Source organism: Lancefieldella parvula DSM 20469, from assembly GCF_000024225.1.
In the GTDB taxonomy this organism is placed as follows: domain Bacteria; phylum Actinomycetota; class Coriobacteriia; order Coriobacteriales; family Atopobiaceae; genus Lancefieldella; species Lancefieldella parvula.
The window spans coordinates 852,753-867,540 of sequence record NC_013203.1 but is presented as its reverse complement, the minus strand read 5'-3'; the positions used below and the strand labels follow the sequence as shown (position 1 = coordinate 867,540).

Below are 14,788 nucleotides of genomic sequence, written 5' to 3'. Positions count from 1 at the left end.
ATGCCCTCTAAACGCACTTCAAACGCAGCAAAAAGAAATTCTAGAAATGCCTCTTCTGCCCAAGCAGTAGGCTTAAGTCCGCTGCAGAACGACATCATTGGTGTTGTTCTTGCCGTGATTGCTATTGCCATGTTTTTGTCCATCATCGTCCCCTCTAATGCTGTTATTACCAGCGCGATGGGTCATGGACTCAAACTTTGCTTTGGTACGGGTGCCTTGCTTTTTCCCATTGCAGTTTTTGTCTTTGCTATGACCTTCTTTATGCGTGATGATCAGGGAATCTCTACGCGTATTGCTATTGGTCTAACGTTGGATGTTCTTGCTGCTCTTGCTCTTATCTCACTTAACTTTCCAGGCGCTGAGGCTGCTCCAGATATGCTTCTGGGCACAAAAGTCTTGGAGGCTGCTGGTGGTTATGTGGGCGGCGGTATTGCTTGGGTTTTGTTGCGCTTTGTTGGCCGCGTGGTGGGCAATGTTCTTTTAGTAGGCTTTATCATTGCTGGTGTTGTTATTTGCGGTTTTTCTATTTCCGATATGGTTGAGCGCGTAGGCTTCCGCTTAGATGAGGTTCGCGAGAATCATCGCTACCGTAAAGAAGAGCGTGCACTTGCAAAAGAGGAGGCGCTCTACGCCGCAAATGCACCTCAGCCAGCAAAAAAACAGGGTAGGCGCGGTGCCAACAACCAGTCTTCTCTCTTTGACGAGACTGGTGAAGGGGAGACTACCTATCTTGGCAATCGTAAGACTTCTGTCATTAAGCGCGACGCTCGTCTTTACGAGGAACAAGAGGCACAAGAGGATGCAGGTGATGCTCCTACTACACTGCTTGATAAGGCAAAGAATAAACTGCGTTCTAAGAAGAAGGACCAGATAGATGATGCAGTTGTCGAGAAAGACGATGCTGCAGTAGCAGGACCTGCTCCTACAACAAAGCAGGCTAAACCTAAGAGCAAATCTAAAACAACGCCTGATTTTCTCGCTACACCTAACCAGCTTAAAAGGCCTGGCGATGATGATGAGTCGTATGAGTTGCCGCCGTTTACTATTTTGAAGTCAAATAAAAACTCGGCAACTTCTGCTGTAAGCGATGATGAGCTTGAAGCTACTGCTCAGAGACTCCAGGCCACGCTTGAAGAGTTTGGTCTTTCGAGCCAGGTGGTTGGTTGGACTGCGGGACCTTCTGTTACTACGTTTAAGATTTCGATGGGCGAAGGTGAACGCGTCAACAAAATTACTAATCTTGAGGATGACATTGCGCTTTCGCTTGCTGCAAAGTCTGTTCGTATTTTTGCACCAATTCCTGGAACTTCTCTGGTTGGTATTGAGATTCCTAACGAGAAGGCCCAGGCAGTTAATTTAGCTGACGTTCTTCCGTTTGCAAAGGGCGGCCCTCTTGAGTGTGCCTTTGGTCGTGATTCTGAGGGCAAGCCAATTGTTGTTGACCTTGCCAGCCTTCCTCACTTGCTGGTAGCAGGTACCACCGGTTCTGGTAAATCCGTCCTGCTCAACGCTATTGTTATGTCTATGCTCATGCGCGCAACTCCAGAGCAGGTTCGTCTTATTATGGTTGACCCAAAGCGTGTTGAGTTTACGGGTTATGCCGGTCTTCCACACCTGTATGTTCCTGTTGTTACCGAGCCAAGGCAGGCGGCAAGTGCGCTTCAGTGGGGTGTTACCGAGATGGAGCGACGCCTAAAGGTGTTTGAGCACTATAAAGTACGTGATATTAAGACGTACAATAGAAATGTTGATGGTGATAAGTACGCTGACATGGAGAATCCTCCAAAGCACATGCCATACTTTGTCATTGTCATCGACGAGCTTGCAGACCTTATGATGGTTGCTGGTAAAGACGTTGAGTCTTCCATTGTTCGTATTGCTCAGCTCGGTCGTGCAGCTGGTATTCACCTTATCGTGGCAACTCAACGTCCTTCTGCAGACGTTGTAACTGGTCTGATCCGTGCGAACATTGATAACCGTGTTGCACTTTCAGTTGATAACTCTTTGAACTCTCGCATTATTTTGGATCAAAAGGGCGCTGAGCAGCTTCTGGGTAAGGGCGACATGTTGGTTAAGCTTCGTGGTAAGAAGCCTAATCGCGCGCAGGGTTGCTGGGTTTCTGACGAGGAAATCGAGGAGACCGTCAAGTACATTCGTACTCAGCGCGTGGCCGAATATCACGACAATATTTTGACTGTTGCAACTCCAACACAAGCTGATGGCGTTGGGGGAGTTGGTGGCATGACGCAAGCAGATGATCCTCTCATTTGGGAAGCTGCTCGCATAATTGTGGATTCTCAGCTAGGTTCTACATCTAGTTTGCAAAGAGCACTCTCTGTTGGGTATGCTCGTGCTGGTAGAATTATGGATATGTTAGAGGCAAAAGGTATTGTTGGTCCAGCCAACGGATCAAAACCTCGAGAAGTTCTCATCGATAAAGATGCTCTTGAAGAGCTTAAAGTTCAAGACGCTGCCTATAGGGAGGTAGAGTAAGCATGCCACGCCCTCGTTTTAGTGAGATGCTCGTAGAACGTCGACGTCAACTCGGACTTTCTATCGCTCAAGCATCAAAGATTCTTCGTCTTAAGGAGCAGGCACTCATTGCTTTTGAGGAAGGTGATTTCAAGAACATGCCTCAGAGTGGCTATGCTCAAGGCATGCTTTCTTCGTATGCTCGTTATTTGGGATTAAATCCGCGTGAGATTGTAGATTTGTTTCAAGAAGAGAGCTACGAGTTTGAAAATGGCACTTATTCTCATGAGTTGCGTCGTCGCACCCGTGATACCCAGTCTGGCCGTGGAATTGCAGGATATGACGTTATAAATGAGTCTGAAAGTAGGCCAAAGGCATACGTACAGTATCACGGTCTTCTCCCTACATCGGGAGGACCAGCTGGCGATATGGGTGCATTTGCAACTACGTCCGGTGTTCGCTCTAGACAAACGGGTGTACCTTTGGGCGCTCAGGCATCTGAAGAGGATGCCGGCGGCTACTCGTATTCTCGCTATGCCACCGGTCATGCCTACAATGCAGGTATTGAAGAAGCCTCTCGTCAGAAGACTATGGCAAGTCGTACGCGCGGTGGCGTTCAACGTAGGCGCGTTGGTATTGCTGGCGTAAGTATGCCAGCTTATAAAGACGATGTAACTAGAAGAACTGTTGCTCCAAGTGATTACACTGATGACCTTCGCTATGACAACGTAACCGCTCCTTATGAGCGCGCTTCAACTATCTCTGGTCGTCGTGGTTCTAGAAATATTGCACAGGTTGACAGGCCTAACGTTCGCCGTCGTCAGTCTTCTAGCACAGGTAATCAGCAGCGTCGTGCTCCTCAAAGATCAGGCGTTATGGGTGCACTTCAGAACTACTTCTCTGATACAGGTCGTACTGTTGCAACTGTGTTTGCTCTTGTTGTAATTATCATCACCGCTGTTTTACTGTATAGCGTTCGCTCTTGTATGACTGCTCGAACTACGCCTACTACTACAAAGACGGTAAGCGTTAATAATTCAACAAATGATTCTTCTAAGAATTCCACTACCACAAATAGCAATACGGATACTTCTAAGAAGGATTCTACAGATGCTTCTAAGAGCACCACTACAACCGAGTCTAAAAAAGAAGAGACTCCTAAACAGACTACCGTTGTAGTTACTGTTGCAGATGGTCAGACCAGCTGGGTTGAGATTACTGTTGACGGCAAGAGCGTCGAGGCTGATGCAATTACTGGTCCATGGTCTCAGACGTATACCGTTACGGATTCCATGAGCGTTCTTGCAGGCACTCCTGGTGCTGTTGCTGTTACCGTTAACGGTACTGCTAAACCATTTGATGCAAATGCTTCTGGTATTGGTACCTTGACCATTCAGGGTACTAAGTCTGCTGATGCTAATGGAACTAACGCATCTGGAGCTCAAACAAACAGCACGACATCAAGTACTACCAGTGGAACTTCTGGCACAACTAATAATCAGAATTCCAACAGTAATACAAGCAACTAAACGCCATGGGCAAGAAGTTTTTCTCGCCTAGGTAATACGGAGGGGAAATGGCTAAAGAATCAAGTTTTGACGTTGTGTCTGAAGTGGACATGATGGAAGTTGATAATGCGTTTCAGCAGGCAGCTCGTGAGCTTACACAGCGCTACGATCTTAAAGATTCGGGTGCAACCCTTGAGCTCTCAAAGAAAGAGGGTAAGTTCACTATTGAGGCTCCTGCAGATTTTGTTGCATCTCAGGTGAGGGATGTTCTTGGCTCCAAGCTGGTAAAGCGCGGAATTGATCTTACTGCTATTCGTTGGGGAGACCCCATTCCTGCAGCAGGCTCTACCGTGCGTCAGATTGGCTCTATTGTTTCTGGAATTGACCAGGAGACTGCCAAGAAGATCGCTAAAGATATTCGTGATATGAAAGTTAAGGCTAAGGCAACCGTTGAGGGCGATAAGCTGCGTGTTTCTAGCGCTTCTCGCGATGTTCTTCAGTCTGTGATTGCAAGCCTTAAGGAGAAAGACTATGGCCAGCCCCTCCAGTTCAACAACTATCGATAGGGGCTACAACGTCCTATACATCACGTTAGGATGCGCTAAAAACGAGGTTGATACAGACCGCATGCGTGCGCTTCTTTTGGCCTCTGGTTTTGGTGAAGTTGCAGATCCTGAATCAGCAGACGTTGCAATTATCAACACCTGTTCGTTCTTGGCTTCCGCAACAGAGGAGTCTATTGAGACTACGCTTGAAATTGCTGAAGGCGCTTCCGAGGGAGTGCGTAAGCTGCCCATTATTATGTGTGGCTGCGTTCCATCTCGATATGGCGCAGAGCTTAACGAGCAGCTCCCTGAAGTTGCTGCCTTTGTTCCTGCAGATCAAGAGGACGGTATTGTCAGCATTGTTGCGGACGTTTTGAATATCCCTGAACCAACGCAGTCTATTGTTGCTGCTCATGGAATGCTACGCACCATTGACGGAGCCAGTGCATTTGTAAAGATTTCTGAGGGTTGTGACAGATTCTGTGCATTCTGTGCCATCCCGTACATTCGTGGTCACTATCACTCAAGACCTGCTGAAGAGATTCTTCAAGAAGTAAAAGAGCTGATGGATGGTGGCGTCCGTGAGGTCATTCTGATTGGTCAGGATACTGGTATTTGGGGCTCGGATATGCCTGACACAGAAGACGGTCAGACTCCAACGCTTGCCAAGCTTATGCAGAAGGTGGCTGAGGTAGTTCGTTCCTATAAGGGTTGGATTCGCGTTTTGTATCTGCAACCAGAAGGTATGACCGATGAGCTCATTAGCACAATTCGTGATACACCTGAGGTTCTACCTTACATTGATATTCCAATTCAGCACTGTAACGAGCGCATTCTTAAGCGCATGGGTCGCTCTGGATCTATACAGGAGCTTCGTAAGCTTTTTGATCGCTTGAGATCTGAGATTCCTGGTATGGTTCTTCGTACTACCGGAATGTGCGGTTTTCCGGGTGAGACTGACGAAGAATCTGACGAGCTCTATGACTTTATTCAGGAGCAGGAGTTTGATTACACATCTGTCTTTACCTATTCGCCAGAAGAGGGAACTTTGGGCGCAAAGATGTCTGATCAGGTCCCAGATGAGGTAAAGATTGAGCGCACGCAGCGCCTGCTTGACCTTGTAGAGCAGCTTGGCTTTGCAGCAACTGCCCGTCACGTTGGTGAGCGCTGCGAGGTCATTATTGACGGAATTGAAGAATCCGACGAGGGCACTGAGCTTATCGGTCATACTTGGTTCCAGGCTCCAGACTGCGATGGTGCTGTTCACATCGCAGAGGGAGAAGCGTCAGTTGGAGACATTGTTTTATGTGATCTGGTAGATTCGTTCTGCTATGAAATGATTGGCGAGATTGTAGATACTACAGACAAACAATCTGGCGAGAAAACCGTTTAGTTGAGGATGCGTCATGTCATCAAAGACAATTTGGACACCTGCAAATATTGTTACCTGTGCTCGAGTAGTCCTGGTACCCTTTTGGCTTCTCCTTGCACAGCTTTTAGGCGTATCTCTGGTGGATTCTCTGTCAACACCTGGTTTTAAACTTGGAGCTTTTCTTGTCTTTATCGTCTATGTTGTCATTTCTTTGACCGATAAGCTTGATGGTTACCTTGCACGTAGTAGAAATGAAGTCACCACCTTTGGTAAGTTCTTAGATCCAATTGCCGATAAACTCGCTGTTGTTGTAGCGCTTTTTGTACTTCTGGAGTGGCATATGGTTTCTCCATGGGTACTCTTAGTGATTGTTGCACGAGAGTTTTTGGTATCGGGTCTTAGAATGGTTGTTGCTTCAAAGGGTGTTGTTATTGCGGCATCTAGCTTGGGAAAGTGGAAAACTGCAACAACTATGGTTGCTATCTGTGGCCTGCTTTTCTTGCCTAGTATTCCCGGTGGAATGATTCAGGATGTTTTTGTTTTGTTCTCTATCTTTAATACATTTATGTGGGTTGCGGTAGTTCTTACTGCTTGGTCAGGAATTGACTACTTTGTAAAGTCTTGGCAATACATTGCTGAAGTTTAACAATATGGCGTCTCGCTGAGGCGCCTTATTTGTATAAGATAAGCGTGGTTTCAAGTCGAATGTTCTGATGCAGAATGAAAAGTTGTGATTCGTATGTTTTCATCTGAAGTTCTTTCAGAAGCTCAACAGGTTGTTTCAGAGGCTCTTGCGGCTGGTCTTACGGTGGCTTCTGCTGAGTCTTGTACAGGAGGTCTTGTTGCAGGTGCTCTTACGGCAATCTCGGGGTCATCGAGCGTGCTTAAAGGCTCTGTTGTAAGCTATACCATTGAGATTAAGCAAAAGGTACTTGGCGTATCAAAAGATATTTTTGATGATCCATCCCTTGGTGCTGTTTCTGAGCCCTGCGCAGCGCAGATGGCTTTAGGTGTTAGAGAGGTTATTGGCTCAGATATTGCAGTTTCCGTTACAGGAATAGCTGGCCCAACAGGAGAAGAGCCTGGTAAACCAGTTGGAACAGTTTGGTTTGGCATTAACAGCAAAAACTTTACCCATACGGTCTGTAAACATTTTTCTGGTAATAGGGAACAGGTGCGAGAAGCTGCTGTTTTGCAGGCTTTGCAATTAATTCATGAAGCAATTGTGAAGGCTTAAAAATTACTTTTAATAGGAAAGTCCCAAACAAATTTGTTTAGGACTTCTTTTTTATGTTGCTTTACAGGACTTATACAGTAAATTTTATTATTCAGAAGAAATTTGTTGCTCAAAAGCAGAAAAATATAAGTAAGATTTCAGATAAATTCCCTCTATAGACTATATGTTTGACGTTGACATAGAACGTCTGTTCTTATATTATTTTAGTAACAAAAAGAGCAAGGAGTGCCCATGGCTAAAAAGTCAGTTTCAAAAGAGATTAAGGCTCGTACCACTGGTGATGAGAGGGATGAGGTTATCTCTTCAACCACAGCGGAAATCGAGAAAAAATTTGGTGCAGGCGCCATTATGCGTTTAGGTGAGGGTGGTCCTGCCTTTGATATTCAGGCTATTCCAACTGGCTCACTTGCTCTTGATGCAGCACTGGGTATTGGTGGTGTTCCTCGTGGTCGTATCGTAGAGATTTATGGCCCAGAGTCTTCTGGTAAGACAACTCTTTCACTAGAAATTCTTGCAGAAGCCCAGGCATTAGGTGGCGTCGTAGCTTTTATTGACGCGGAGCACGCACTAGACCCAGGCTATGCAGCTCGTATTGGCGTTGATATTGATGACGTTCTTATTTCTCAGCCAGATACTGGTGAGCAGGCTTTGGAAATTTGTGACATGCTTGTTCGTTCAGGTGCCATTGACGTTGTAGTCGTAGACTCCGTTGCTGCCCTTGTTCCTCGTGCAGAGATTGAGGGAGAAATAGGCGATTCTAGCGTTGGTCTTCAGGCACGTCTTATGAGTCAAGCTCTTCGTAAATTAGCTGGTTCTCTTTCAAAGTCTAATACTCTTTGTATTTTCATTAACCAACTTAGAGAGAAGATTGGTGTTATGTTTGGAAGTCCAGAGACTACTTCTGGTGGTAGGGCTCTTAAATTCTTCTCCACTGTTCGTATGGATATTCGCCGCGTTGACAGCATTAAGGTCAACGGAGAAAACGTTGGTAACCGTGTTCGCGTTAAGGTTGTAAAGAATAAGGTTGCTCCACCTTTTAAGGTTGCTGAGTTTGACATTATGTACGGCCAGGGCATCTCTAAAGAAGGCTCTATTCTTGATATGGCTGTTGACTTTGAGATTGTTAACAAGTCTGGTGCTTGGTTTACCTATGAGGGAGAGCGTCTTGGCCAAGGTAGAGAAGCAGCTAAATCTTTCCTTACTGCCAATCCAGATCTCATGGAAGAGATTGATCATAAAGTACGAGTTGCTTGTGGCCTTGTATTCGATGAGGATTCTGAAGTTGGTACTCCAGTTGCAACGGAAGATTCTGCTGAATAATGTCAGAAATTTCTTGGACAATTGAGCCTCCACAAAAGAAACAAGCAGTTCTAGGCCAGGCAAAGCCTAAGGCAAAGATAATTTTAGAAACTGAAGTTGGAGGGACGGAGGAATTCTTTGTCCCTCCAACAGTAGCCCGCGTTCTTCAGGGCAAAGAGAAAGATGGTGTTTTTACGCCTTCTTCTCGTAATGAGTTTTTGTATGAGTTAAAAGAGATTTCAACGCAGTGCATTAAAGCTCGCATTGAGACTTTGATTGTAAAAAGGGATTACTCTACAGCTGAGCTTCAGAAAAAACTCATGCTCGATGGTTATCAGAAGAATGTAAGAGACGCTGCAGTACAGAGAGCTGTTGAAGTTGGCTTAGTTAATGACAGTCGTTTTGCAGATGTCTATATACGATCTAAAATTTCGCAAGGATGGGGTCCTCTTAAAATTAAAACCGAGATTTCAAAAAAAGGAATTGAAGTTGAGAAGCTTTCTGGGTGGCCTGATTCTTATTTTTCTGATGTGGATGAAATTGAAGTTGCGTATTCTCTAGCCCAAAGAAAACACCTGTCTGGAAAAAATGATTATGAGAAACTTGTGAGGTTTCTTGCTGCAAGGGGATATTCATTTTCTATAGCTTCATTAGTTGCTAAAAAAATCTTAGATGAAAACGCCACATCTAAGTAATTGTATTTGCTTAGTTTATAAGTCTGTTGTATTGGTGTGTTTTACTTTTCCTACCTGCTATTTATTGACAAAAGCCACAATGCTCTATACGATAAACATGCCATGAATAGGCTCATTTCCGCTGGGCAACCAGCGTCACGTATACAGTAGGTATCTCATATACATGATCTATCTCTGCATGTGGCATGACCAGCCAATGAATCCTGCTCATGGCGGGTTCTTTAGATACTGTTTTGTCTAAAGTCTCCTGAACACTTTTGTAATCGCCATTTGAGGAGTAGGTATGGAATTAGCAGGAGTTGGCATTGTTTGCCTTCTTGTGGGAGTAGGCCTTGCATACGGCGTGCTCTCTAACATCAGTAATTCAAAGATTAAAACTGCAGAGCAGCAGTTAAAAGATGCTCAGACTAATGCAGATCGTATTGCTTCTGAAGCAACTCGCCAGGCAGAAACAGTTAAAAAGGAAGCTGTTCTTGAGGCTAAAGAAGAGGTTCTTCAGCTTAAGCAGGCAGCAGAGGCAGACGAGAAGAAGCGCAAGAGCGAGCTTCGCAGCATGGAGAATCGTATTCTTCAGCGTGAAGAATCTCTTGATCACCGTACCGACGCATTAGAAAAGCGTGAGCATCAACTTTCTAGTCTTCAAGGTCAGCTTGATCGTCGTAAGAACGATTTAGACTCTCTTGTGTCTCAGCAATCTCAAGAGCTTGAGCGCATTGCAGCTCTTACAAAAGACGAAGCTCATGATGAGCTTCTAGCTCGTGTTCGTTCAGAAAGCGTTCGTGATGAGGCAATGATTCTTCGTGAGTCTGAGCAGCGCGTTCGTGCACAGGCAGATAAAACTGCTCGTGAGATTATTTCTACTGCCATTCAGCGTGTTGCTGCAGATCAGGCTTCTGAGATTACCGTTACTTCTGTTCATATTCCATCCGATGATTTAAAGGGTAGGATTATTGGACGCGAAGGCCGCAACATTCGTACTTTTGAGCAAGTATCTGGTGTTTCTCTTGTTATTGATGACACTCCAGAGACTGTTGTTCTTTCCAGTTTTGACCCCGTCCGTCGTGAGACTGCTCGCGTTGCTCTTGAGAATCTTATTGCAGATGGTCGTATTCATCCTGCACGTATTGAGGAGCTCTATAAGAAAGCTGAAGCCCTCGTTAACGAGCGTGTTCTTGAGGCTGGTGAGCAGGCCGCATTTGATTGTGGTATTCATGATCTACATCCAGAGATTGTTAAGACGCTTGGTAAGCTTCGTTACCGCACTTCTTATGGTCAGAATGTTCTTGCCCACTCAGTTCAGGTTGCAGTACTTTGTGGCATTATGGCTGAAGAGCTTGGTCTTGAACCTGCTCCAGCAAAGCGGGCCGGTCTTCTCCATGACCTTGGTAAGGCAATCGATCACGAAGTCGAAGGTCCACACGCTGTAATTGGTGCAGATCTTGCTCGTCGTTATGGTGAGCGTCCAGAGATTGTTCATGCAATTGAAGCTCACCACGCAGATATTGAGCCAAACACCGTTCTTGACATGCTTGTCATGGCCGCAGATGCAATTTCTGCTGCTCGTCCTGGTGCTCGTCGTGAGTCCGCTGAAAACTACATTAAGCGTCTAGAGAAGCTTGAGGCAATCTCTAATGCTCATGAGGGCGTTGAGCGTACTTACGCAATGCAGGCTGGCCGTGAGCTTCATGTAATGGTTGAGCCTCAAATGATTAGTGATTCCGAGGCAACTGTTCTTGCTCATGATATTGCTAAGCAAATTGAGGATGAGATGGAATATCCAGGACAGGTTCGCGTTGTTGTTATTCGTGAGTCTCGTGCCGTAGATGTAGCTAAATAATCCATGGCAGTCTTTTCTACTGATTTAACAGGTTTTGTCGCCTCCATGGGAGGCGAGCGCGCACTCCGTGTCGAGGAATCTCTCGGCGCGGGGTTCGTTCGTTTACGTGTAGCGGAAGCTGAGCGTAGACAGGCAAAGCACGATATTCGTTCTGTAGAAGATATTGTTATCGAGCTCTTAAGAAATTCTCGTGATGCTGGTGCCCGTCACATTTATGTTGCAACGTCAAAAGAGGGTGCACTTAGAACCATCACCATACTTGATGATGGCCAAGGTATTCCAAAAGATATGCAAGAGAAGATCTTTGAAGCTCGCGTTACTTCAAAGCTTGAGAGTATGCACATGGACCGCTGGGGAATCCATGGTCGAGGTATGGCTCTTTATTCAATCAAAGAAAACTGTGAGTTTGCTCAAGTTTTGTCTTCAGCTCCTGGACTTGGTTCGGTTATTCAGGTTGTGGTGGATACCACTAAAATTTCTGAGCGAGTAGATCAATCTACTTGGCCAGTTTGTGGTTTAAATGAGGATGGACTTAAGACAACCGTAAAAGGTCCTCACAACATTATTCGTACCTGCTGTGACTTTGCTCTTGAGGTCAAAGGTTCATGCGAGGTAATGCTGGGCTCTGCTGCAGAGATTGCGGCAACTGCGCGTCGTAGGATTGCTCAGACTCTTGATATTGCTGACCTTTTGTTTGTTGAAGGCTTTGAAAATGTTCCTGTTCTTGAGCGCTTTAGGGCTGCGTCAGATGCAACAGAACTTTCTGAGGTTTGTAAGACTCTTGGTCTTTCAATGTCAGATAGAACCGCTCACAGAATTATTGCTGAGCAGATTAAGCCTTTACGTAGTGTGTATGCACAAGTTAGTCATTCTGTTGAGACTGATGGAGTTTCTCGCGAAGTTGATTTGATGAAAGATCATCGTGGTCTCAAGATGAGCAAAGCTGATATCAGCAGCTTTTCTCGAAAAATGGAGCAGAGTTTTTCTGAGCTGTCCGAGAAATACTATGTTTCTTTGACAACTGAGCCTCGTGTTCGTGTAAGTAAAAATAAAATTGTTGTGACTTTTGATATTGAGTCGCAAGAGTAGAACAAACGCACAATAATTGGAGCACTCATGGGTTTGCTTAAAGTTTCAAGTAAGTCTTCACCAGCTTCTGTAGCAGGAGCTATTGCGGGACTAGTTAAAGATAATGAGCCTGTAATGCTTCAATGTATTGGAGCTGGCGCAGTTAACCAGGGCATTAAGGCTATTGCTATTGCGCGTGGTTTTCTGATTCCTTGTGGCCTGGATATTACTTGTGCTCCAACTTTTTCTGATATTGAAATTGCAGGGGAGAGTAGAACTGCAATTAAAATTGCCGTTTATGTCCACACACTGTCTGCTCCTGAGGCGCAGGCACCAGCGGTTAGTCCCACTGAGTATGATGAGGTACTTTAAGCATGATTGAAAATTCCGAGCTCGTAGGAAAAACATATCACATTAAAACTTTTGGCTGCCAGATGAACCTTCACGATACAGAACGTGTTTCTGGTCTGCTTGAGGCTTGCGGCTGTAATGAGGTTTCAGATACCGATGACGCTGATATTGTCATTTTCATGACCTGTAGCGTTCGTGAGAACGCTGATCAGCGACTCTACGGACAGGCTTCTGCAATGGTCAGTGCTCCAACGCCTCCATCCGGCAAGCGTATTGTTGCTATTGGTGGTTGCATTGCGCAGCGCGATGGTGAGAAGCTCCGCGAAAAGGTCCCAGCTGTTGACGTTGTGTTTGGTACCAGTGCGCTTGCAAGTTTGCCAGCACTTCTCACCAGCGCATTTAGGGGCGAGAATGACCGTGTGGCCGTAGATATTTCTGAGGAGGGCAAAGGCTTCTCCACAGACCTGCCAAGTAACCGCGCTCAGCAGTATCATGCTTGGGTGCCTATTATGACCGGCTGCAACAATTTTTGCACGTATTGCATTGTTCCTTACGTTCGTGGTCGTGAGCGCAGCCGAACCTTTGAGGCCGTCATTGGTGAATGCGAGCGTCTTGTTGCGGATGGCGTTCGTGAGATTACTCTTCTTGGTCAAAACGTTAACTCTTATGGCCGTGACCTCTATGGCAAGCCTCGTTTTGCAGAGCTTTTACGCGCTGTTGGTCAGACGGGTGTTGAGCGTATTCGTTTTACCTCGTCAAATCCAAAAGACCTTACTGATGAGACTATTGCAGCTATGAAGGAAACACCAGCTGTCATGCCTCATCTTCATCTTGCGGTTCAAAGCGGATCTACGCGTGTTCTCAAGAAGATGAACCGCAGCTATACGCGAGAAGAGTATCTTGATGTAGTTTCTCGTCTTCGCGCGGCTATTCCAGGACTAGCGCTTTCAACTGATATTATTGTTGGCTTCCCAGGAGAGACTGAAGAAGACTTTGAGGAAACGCTTTCTTTGGTCAAAGAAGCCGGTTACTCTTCTGCGTACACCTTTATTTACTCTAAGCGTCCAGGAACTCCTGCAGCAAAATATGAGGACAATACGCCTCATGAGGTCATCCAAGAGCGCTTTGACAGACTTGCAGAGCTCGTTGCTCAGCAGGCACATGAAGCTAACCAGGTAGATCTGAATACTACACAGGCAGTTCTTGTTGAGGGAACTTCTAAACGTGACGATACCGTTATGGTGGGACATAGCGAGAAGAACCAAACAGTTCACTTCAATTTGCCAGAAGGCTACACGTCAAAAGACCTTATCGGAAAAATTGTTGATGTCCATATTGATGAGGCTCGTACTTGGTACCTGCGTGGAACCATGGAGTCTGATCCACGATGAGCTCTCATGGCTCAGTTATCTGCATTGTAGGTCCTACGGCTTCGGGCAAAAGCTCCTTGTCTGAGCTGGTAGCTAAGCAGCTTGAGACTTCTGTCATTTCTGTTGACGCAATGCAGATCTACTGTGGCATGAATATCGGTACTGCTAAAACTCCTATTGAGGAGCGAGAAGTTCCTCTTCTGATGGTAGATTGTGCCAACATCTCAGAAGAATACTCTGTTCAGATGTTTCAGATGGCAGCTCGCGCAGAAGCTCATAAGCTCATTGATGCTGGTAAAACCCCCGTATTTTGTGGTGGAACAGGCCTCTACCTTGATTCAATTATTGATCAGATGGAGTTTCCTTCTGGATCAATTGAGTCTCCAGTAAGAACTCGATATGAAAAGCTTGCAGAAGAACTGGGTGCAGAGGGCTTGCACGATTTTCTCGCTTCAAAAGATGCAGCAAGCGCAGAGCTCATTCACCCAAATAACGTACGACGTATTGTAAGGGCTTTAGAGCTCTTGGAAGAGGGCAAGTCGTATGCTATTCATCATAAGGGACTAAAGGCTCATACACCGTATTTTGACGCTCAGATATGGGGTCTTACGATGGATCGTCAGCGGCTGTATGAGCGAATCAACTTCCGAGTTGACCTTATGTTTAAACAAGGACTTGTTGAAGAGGTTCAGTGCCTTATTGAGACTGGTTTATCTGAGCATTGCACAGCTGGCCAGGCAATTGGCTACAAAGAGTTCTTTGCGTACTTTGCAGGAGAGCAATCACTTGAGCAAACGTGTGAGCTTATTAAGCAGCACACCAGACAGTATGCTAAGCGGCAGATTTCTTGGCTTAAACGCGATGGTCGAGTCAGGTGGCTTGATATGGATCAACTTACACCTGAAGATGCACTTAAAATGATTATTGCGCAGCATTCTGACGTACAATGCCAGTAGGTTGCGCAGCATTCTGACGTACAATGCCAGTAGGATGCATCAAAATCTAACGTATTTACCTTGTCTTAGATAGGGAGT

At 45.7% G+C, this 14,788-nt stretch carries 13 protein-coding genes; all 13 read left to right on the top strand.

Features of this window, described 5'->3' with window-relative positions:
- The 13 genes from APAR_RS04040 to miaA all read left to right on the top strand — a co-directional run bounded on the left by APAR_RS04040 (position 1) and on the right by miaA (position 14,710).
- Complete coding sequence (locus APAR_RS04040) at positions 1-2,493, top strand: FtsK/SpoIIIE family DNA translocase (protein ID WP_012808872.1); 2,493 nt, start codon at positions 1-3, stop codon at positions 2,491-2,493.
- A gap of 2 nt (positions 2,494-2,495) precedes the next feature.
- On the top strand, positions 2,496-4,001 hold the full coding sequence (locus APAR_RS04035) for a RodZ domain-containing protein (protein WP_012808871.1): 1,506 nt from the start codon (positions 2,496-2,498) through the stop codon (positions 3,999-4,001).
- Positions 4,002-4,048: 47 nt separating this feature from the next.
- Positions 4,049-4,546 (top strand): YajQ family cyclic di-GMP-binding protein, encoded by a 498-nt coding sequence (locus APAR_RS04030; RefSeq protein ID WP_012808870.1) that lies wholly within the window; start codon positions 4,049-4,051, stop codon positions 4,544-4,546.
- Positions 4,512-5,918 (top strand): 30S ribosomal protein S12 methylthiotransferase RimO, encoded by a 1,407-nt coding sequence (gene rimO, locus APAR_RS04025; protein ID WP_012808869.1) that lies wholly within the window; start codon positions 4,512-4,514, stop codon positions 5,916-5,918. The genes APAR_RS04030 and rimO overlap by 35 nt, the downstream gene beginning before the upstream one ends.
- 13 nt (positions 5,919-5,931) lie before the next feature.
- Positions 5,932-6,543, top strand: a complete 612-nt coding sequence (pgsA, locus tag APAR_RS04020) for a CDP-diacylglycerol--glycerol-3-phosphate 3-phosphatidyltransferase (protein WP_012808868.1) — start codon at positions 5,932-5,934, stop codon at positions 6,541-6,543.
- 93 nt (positions 6,544-6,636) lie between these two features.
- On the top strand, positions 6,637-7,134 hold the full coding sequence (locus tag APAR_RS04015; protein WP_012808867.1) for a CinA family protein: 498 nt from the start codon (positions 6,637-6,639) through the stop codon (positions 7,132-7,134).
- 231 nt (positions 7,135-7,365) lie between these two features.
- Positions 7,366-8,454: a recombinase RecA gene (gene recA, locus APAR_RS04010; protein ID WP_012808865.1), complete on the top strand. Its 1,089-nt coding sequence runs from the start codon at positions 7,366-7,368 to the stop codon at positions 8,452-8,454.
- On the top strand, positions 8,454-9,128 hold the full coding sequence (locus APAR_RS04005) for a regulatory protein RecX (protein WP_012808864.1): 675 nt from the start codon (positions 8,454-8,456) through the stop codon (positions 9,126-9,128). Before recA ends, APAR_RS04005 begins: the two co-directional genes overlap by 1 nt.
- Positions 9,129-9,411: 283 nt before the next feature.
- On the top strand, positions 9,412-10,965 hold the full coding sequence (gene rny / locus APAR_RS04000; protein ID WP_012808863.1) for a ribonuclease Y: 1,554 nt from the start codon (positions 9,412-9,414) through the stop codon (positions 10,963-10,965).
- A gap of 3 nt (positions 10,966-10,968) precedes the next feature.
- The gene (locus APAR_RS03995; RefSeq protein WP_012808862.1) at positions 10,969-12,054 is read left to right on the top strand and encodes an ATP-binding protein; all 1,086 of its coding nucleotides are present in this window, start codon (positions 10,969-10,971) and stop codon (positions 12,052-12,054) included.
- A 27-nt stretch (positions 12,055-12,081) separates the two neighbouring features.
- Complete coding sequence (locus APAR_RS03990; RefSeq protein WP_012808861.1) at positions 12,082-12,405, top strand: stage V sporulation protein S; 324 nt, start codon at positions 12,082-12,084, stop codon at positions 12,403-12,405.
- Positions 12,406-12,407: 2 nt separating this feature from the next.
- Positions 12,408-13,775, top strand: coding sequence for a tRNA (N6-isopentenyl adenosine(37)-C2)-methylthiotransferase MiaB (miaB, locus tag APAR_RS03985; protein ID WP_012808860.1), 1,368 nt, complete (start codon positions 12,408-12,410; stop codon positions 13,773-13,775).
- A complete protein-coding gene (miaA, locus tag APAR_RS03980; protein ID WP_012808859.1) occupies positions 13,772-14,710 on the top strand; it encodes a tRNA (adenosine(37)-N6)-dimethylallyltransferase MiaA in 939 nt (312 codons plus the stop codon). The genes miaB and miaA overlap by 4 nt, the downstream gene beginning before the upstream one ends.
- Positions 14,711-14,788 lie beyond the last annotated feature (78 nt).

Excerpts from the sequence above, each read along its gene's own strand:
- miaB (WP_012808860.1), top strand. The coding sequence starts at position 12,408 with ATGATTGAAAATTCCGAGCTCGTAGGAAAAACATATCACATTAAAACT.
- rny (WP_012808863.1), top strand. The coding sequence starts at position 9,412 with ATGGAATTAGCAGGAGTTGGCATTGTTTGCCTTCTTGTGGGAGTAGGC.
- APAR_RS03990 (WP_012808861.1), top strand. The coding sequence starts at position 12,082 with ATGGGTTTGCTTAAAGTTTCAAGTAAGTCTTCACCAGCTTCTGTAGCA.
- APAR_RS03995 (WP_012808862.1), top strand. The coding sequence starts at position 10,969 with ATGGCAGTCTTTTCTACTGATTTAACAGGTTTTGTCGCCTCCATGGGA.
- recA (WP_012808865.1), top strand. The coding sequence starts at position 7,366 with ATGGCTAAAAAGTCAGTTTCAAAAGAGATTAAGGCTCGTACCACTGGT.
- APAR_RS04035 (WP_012808871.1), top strand. The coding sequence starts at position 2,496 with ATGCCACGCCCTCGTTTTAGTGAGATGCTCGTAGAACGTCGACGTCAA.
- APAR_RS04005 (WP_012808864.1), top strand. The coding sequence starts at position 8,454 with ATGTCAGAAATTTCTTGGACAATTGAGCCTCCACAAAAGAAACAAGCA.
- rimO (WP_012808869.1), top strand. The coding sequence starts at position 4,512 with ATGGCCAGCCCCTCCAGTTCAACAACTATCGATAGGGGCTACAACGTC.
- APAR_RS04040 (WP_012808872.1), top strand. The coding sequence starts at position 1 with ATGCCCTCTAAACGCACTTCAAACGCAGCAAAAAGAAATTCTAGAAAT.
- pgsA (WP_012808868.1), top strand. The coding sequence starts at position 5,932 with ATGTCATCAAAGACAATTTGGACACCTGCAAATATTGTTACCTGTGCT.
- APAR_RS04030 (WP_012808870.1), top strand. The coding sequence starts at position 4,049 with ATGGCTAAAGAATCAAGTTTTGACGTTGTGTCTGAAGTGGACATGATG.
- APAR_RS04015 (WP_012808867.1), top strand. The coding sequence starts at position 6,637 with ATGTTTTCATCTGAAGTTCTTTCAGAAGCTCAACAGGTTGTTTCAGAG.
- miaA (WP_012808859.1), top strand. The coding sequence starts at position 13,772 with ATGAGCTCTCATGGCTCAGTTATCTGCATTGTAGGTCCTACGGCTTCG.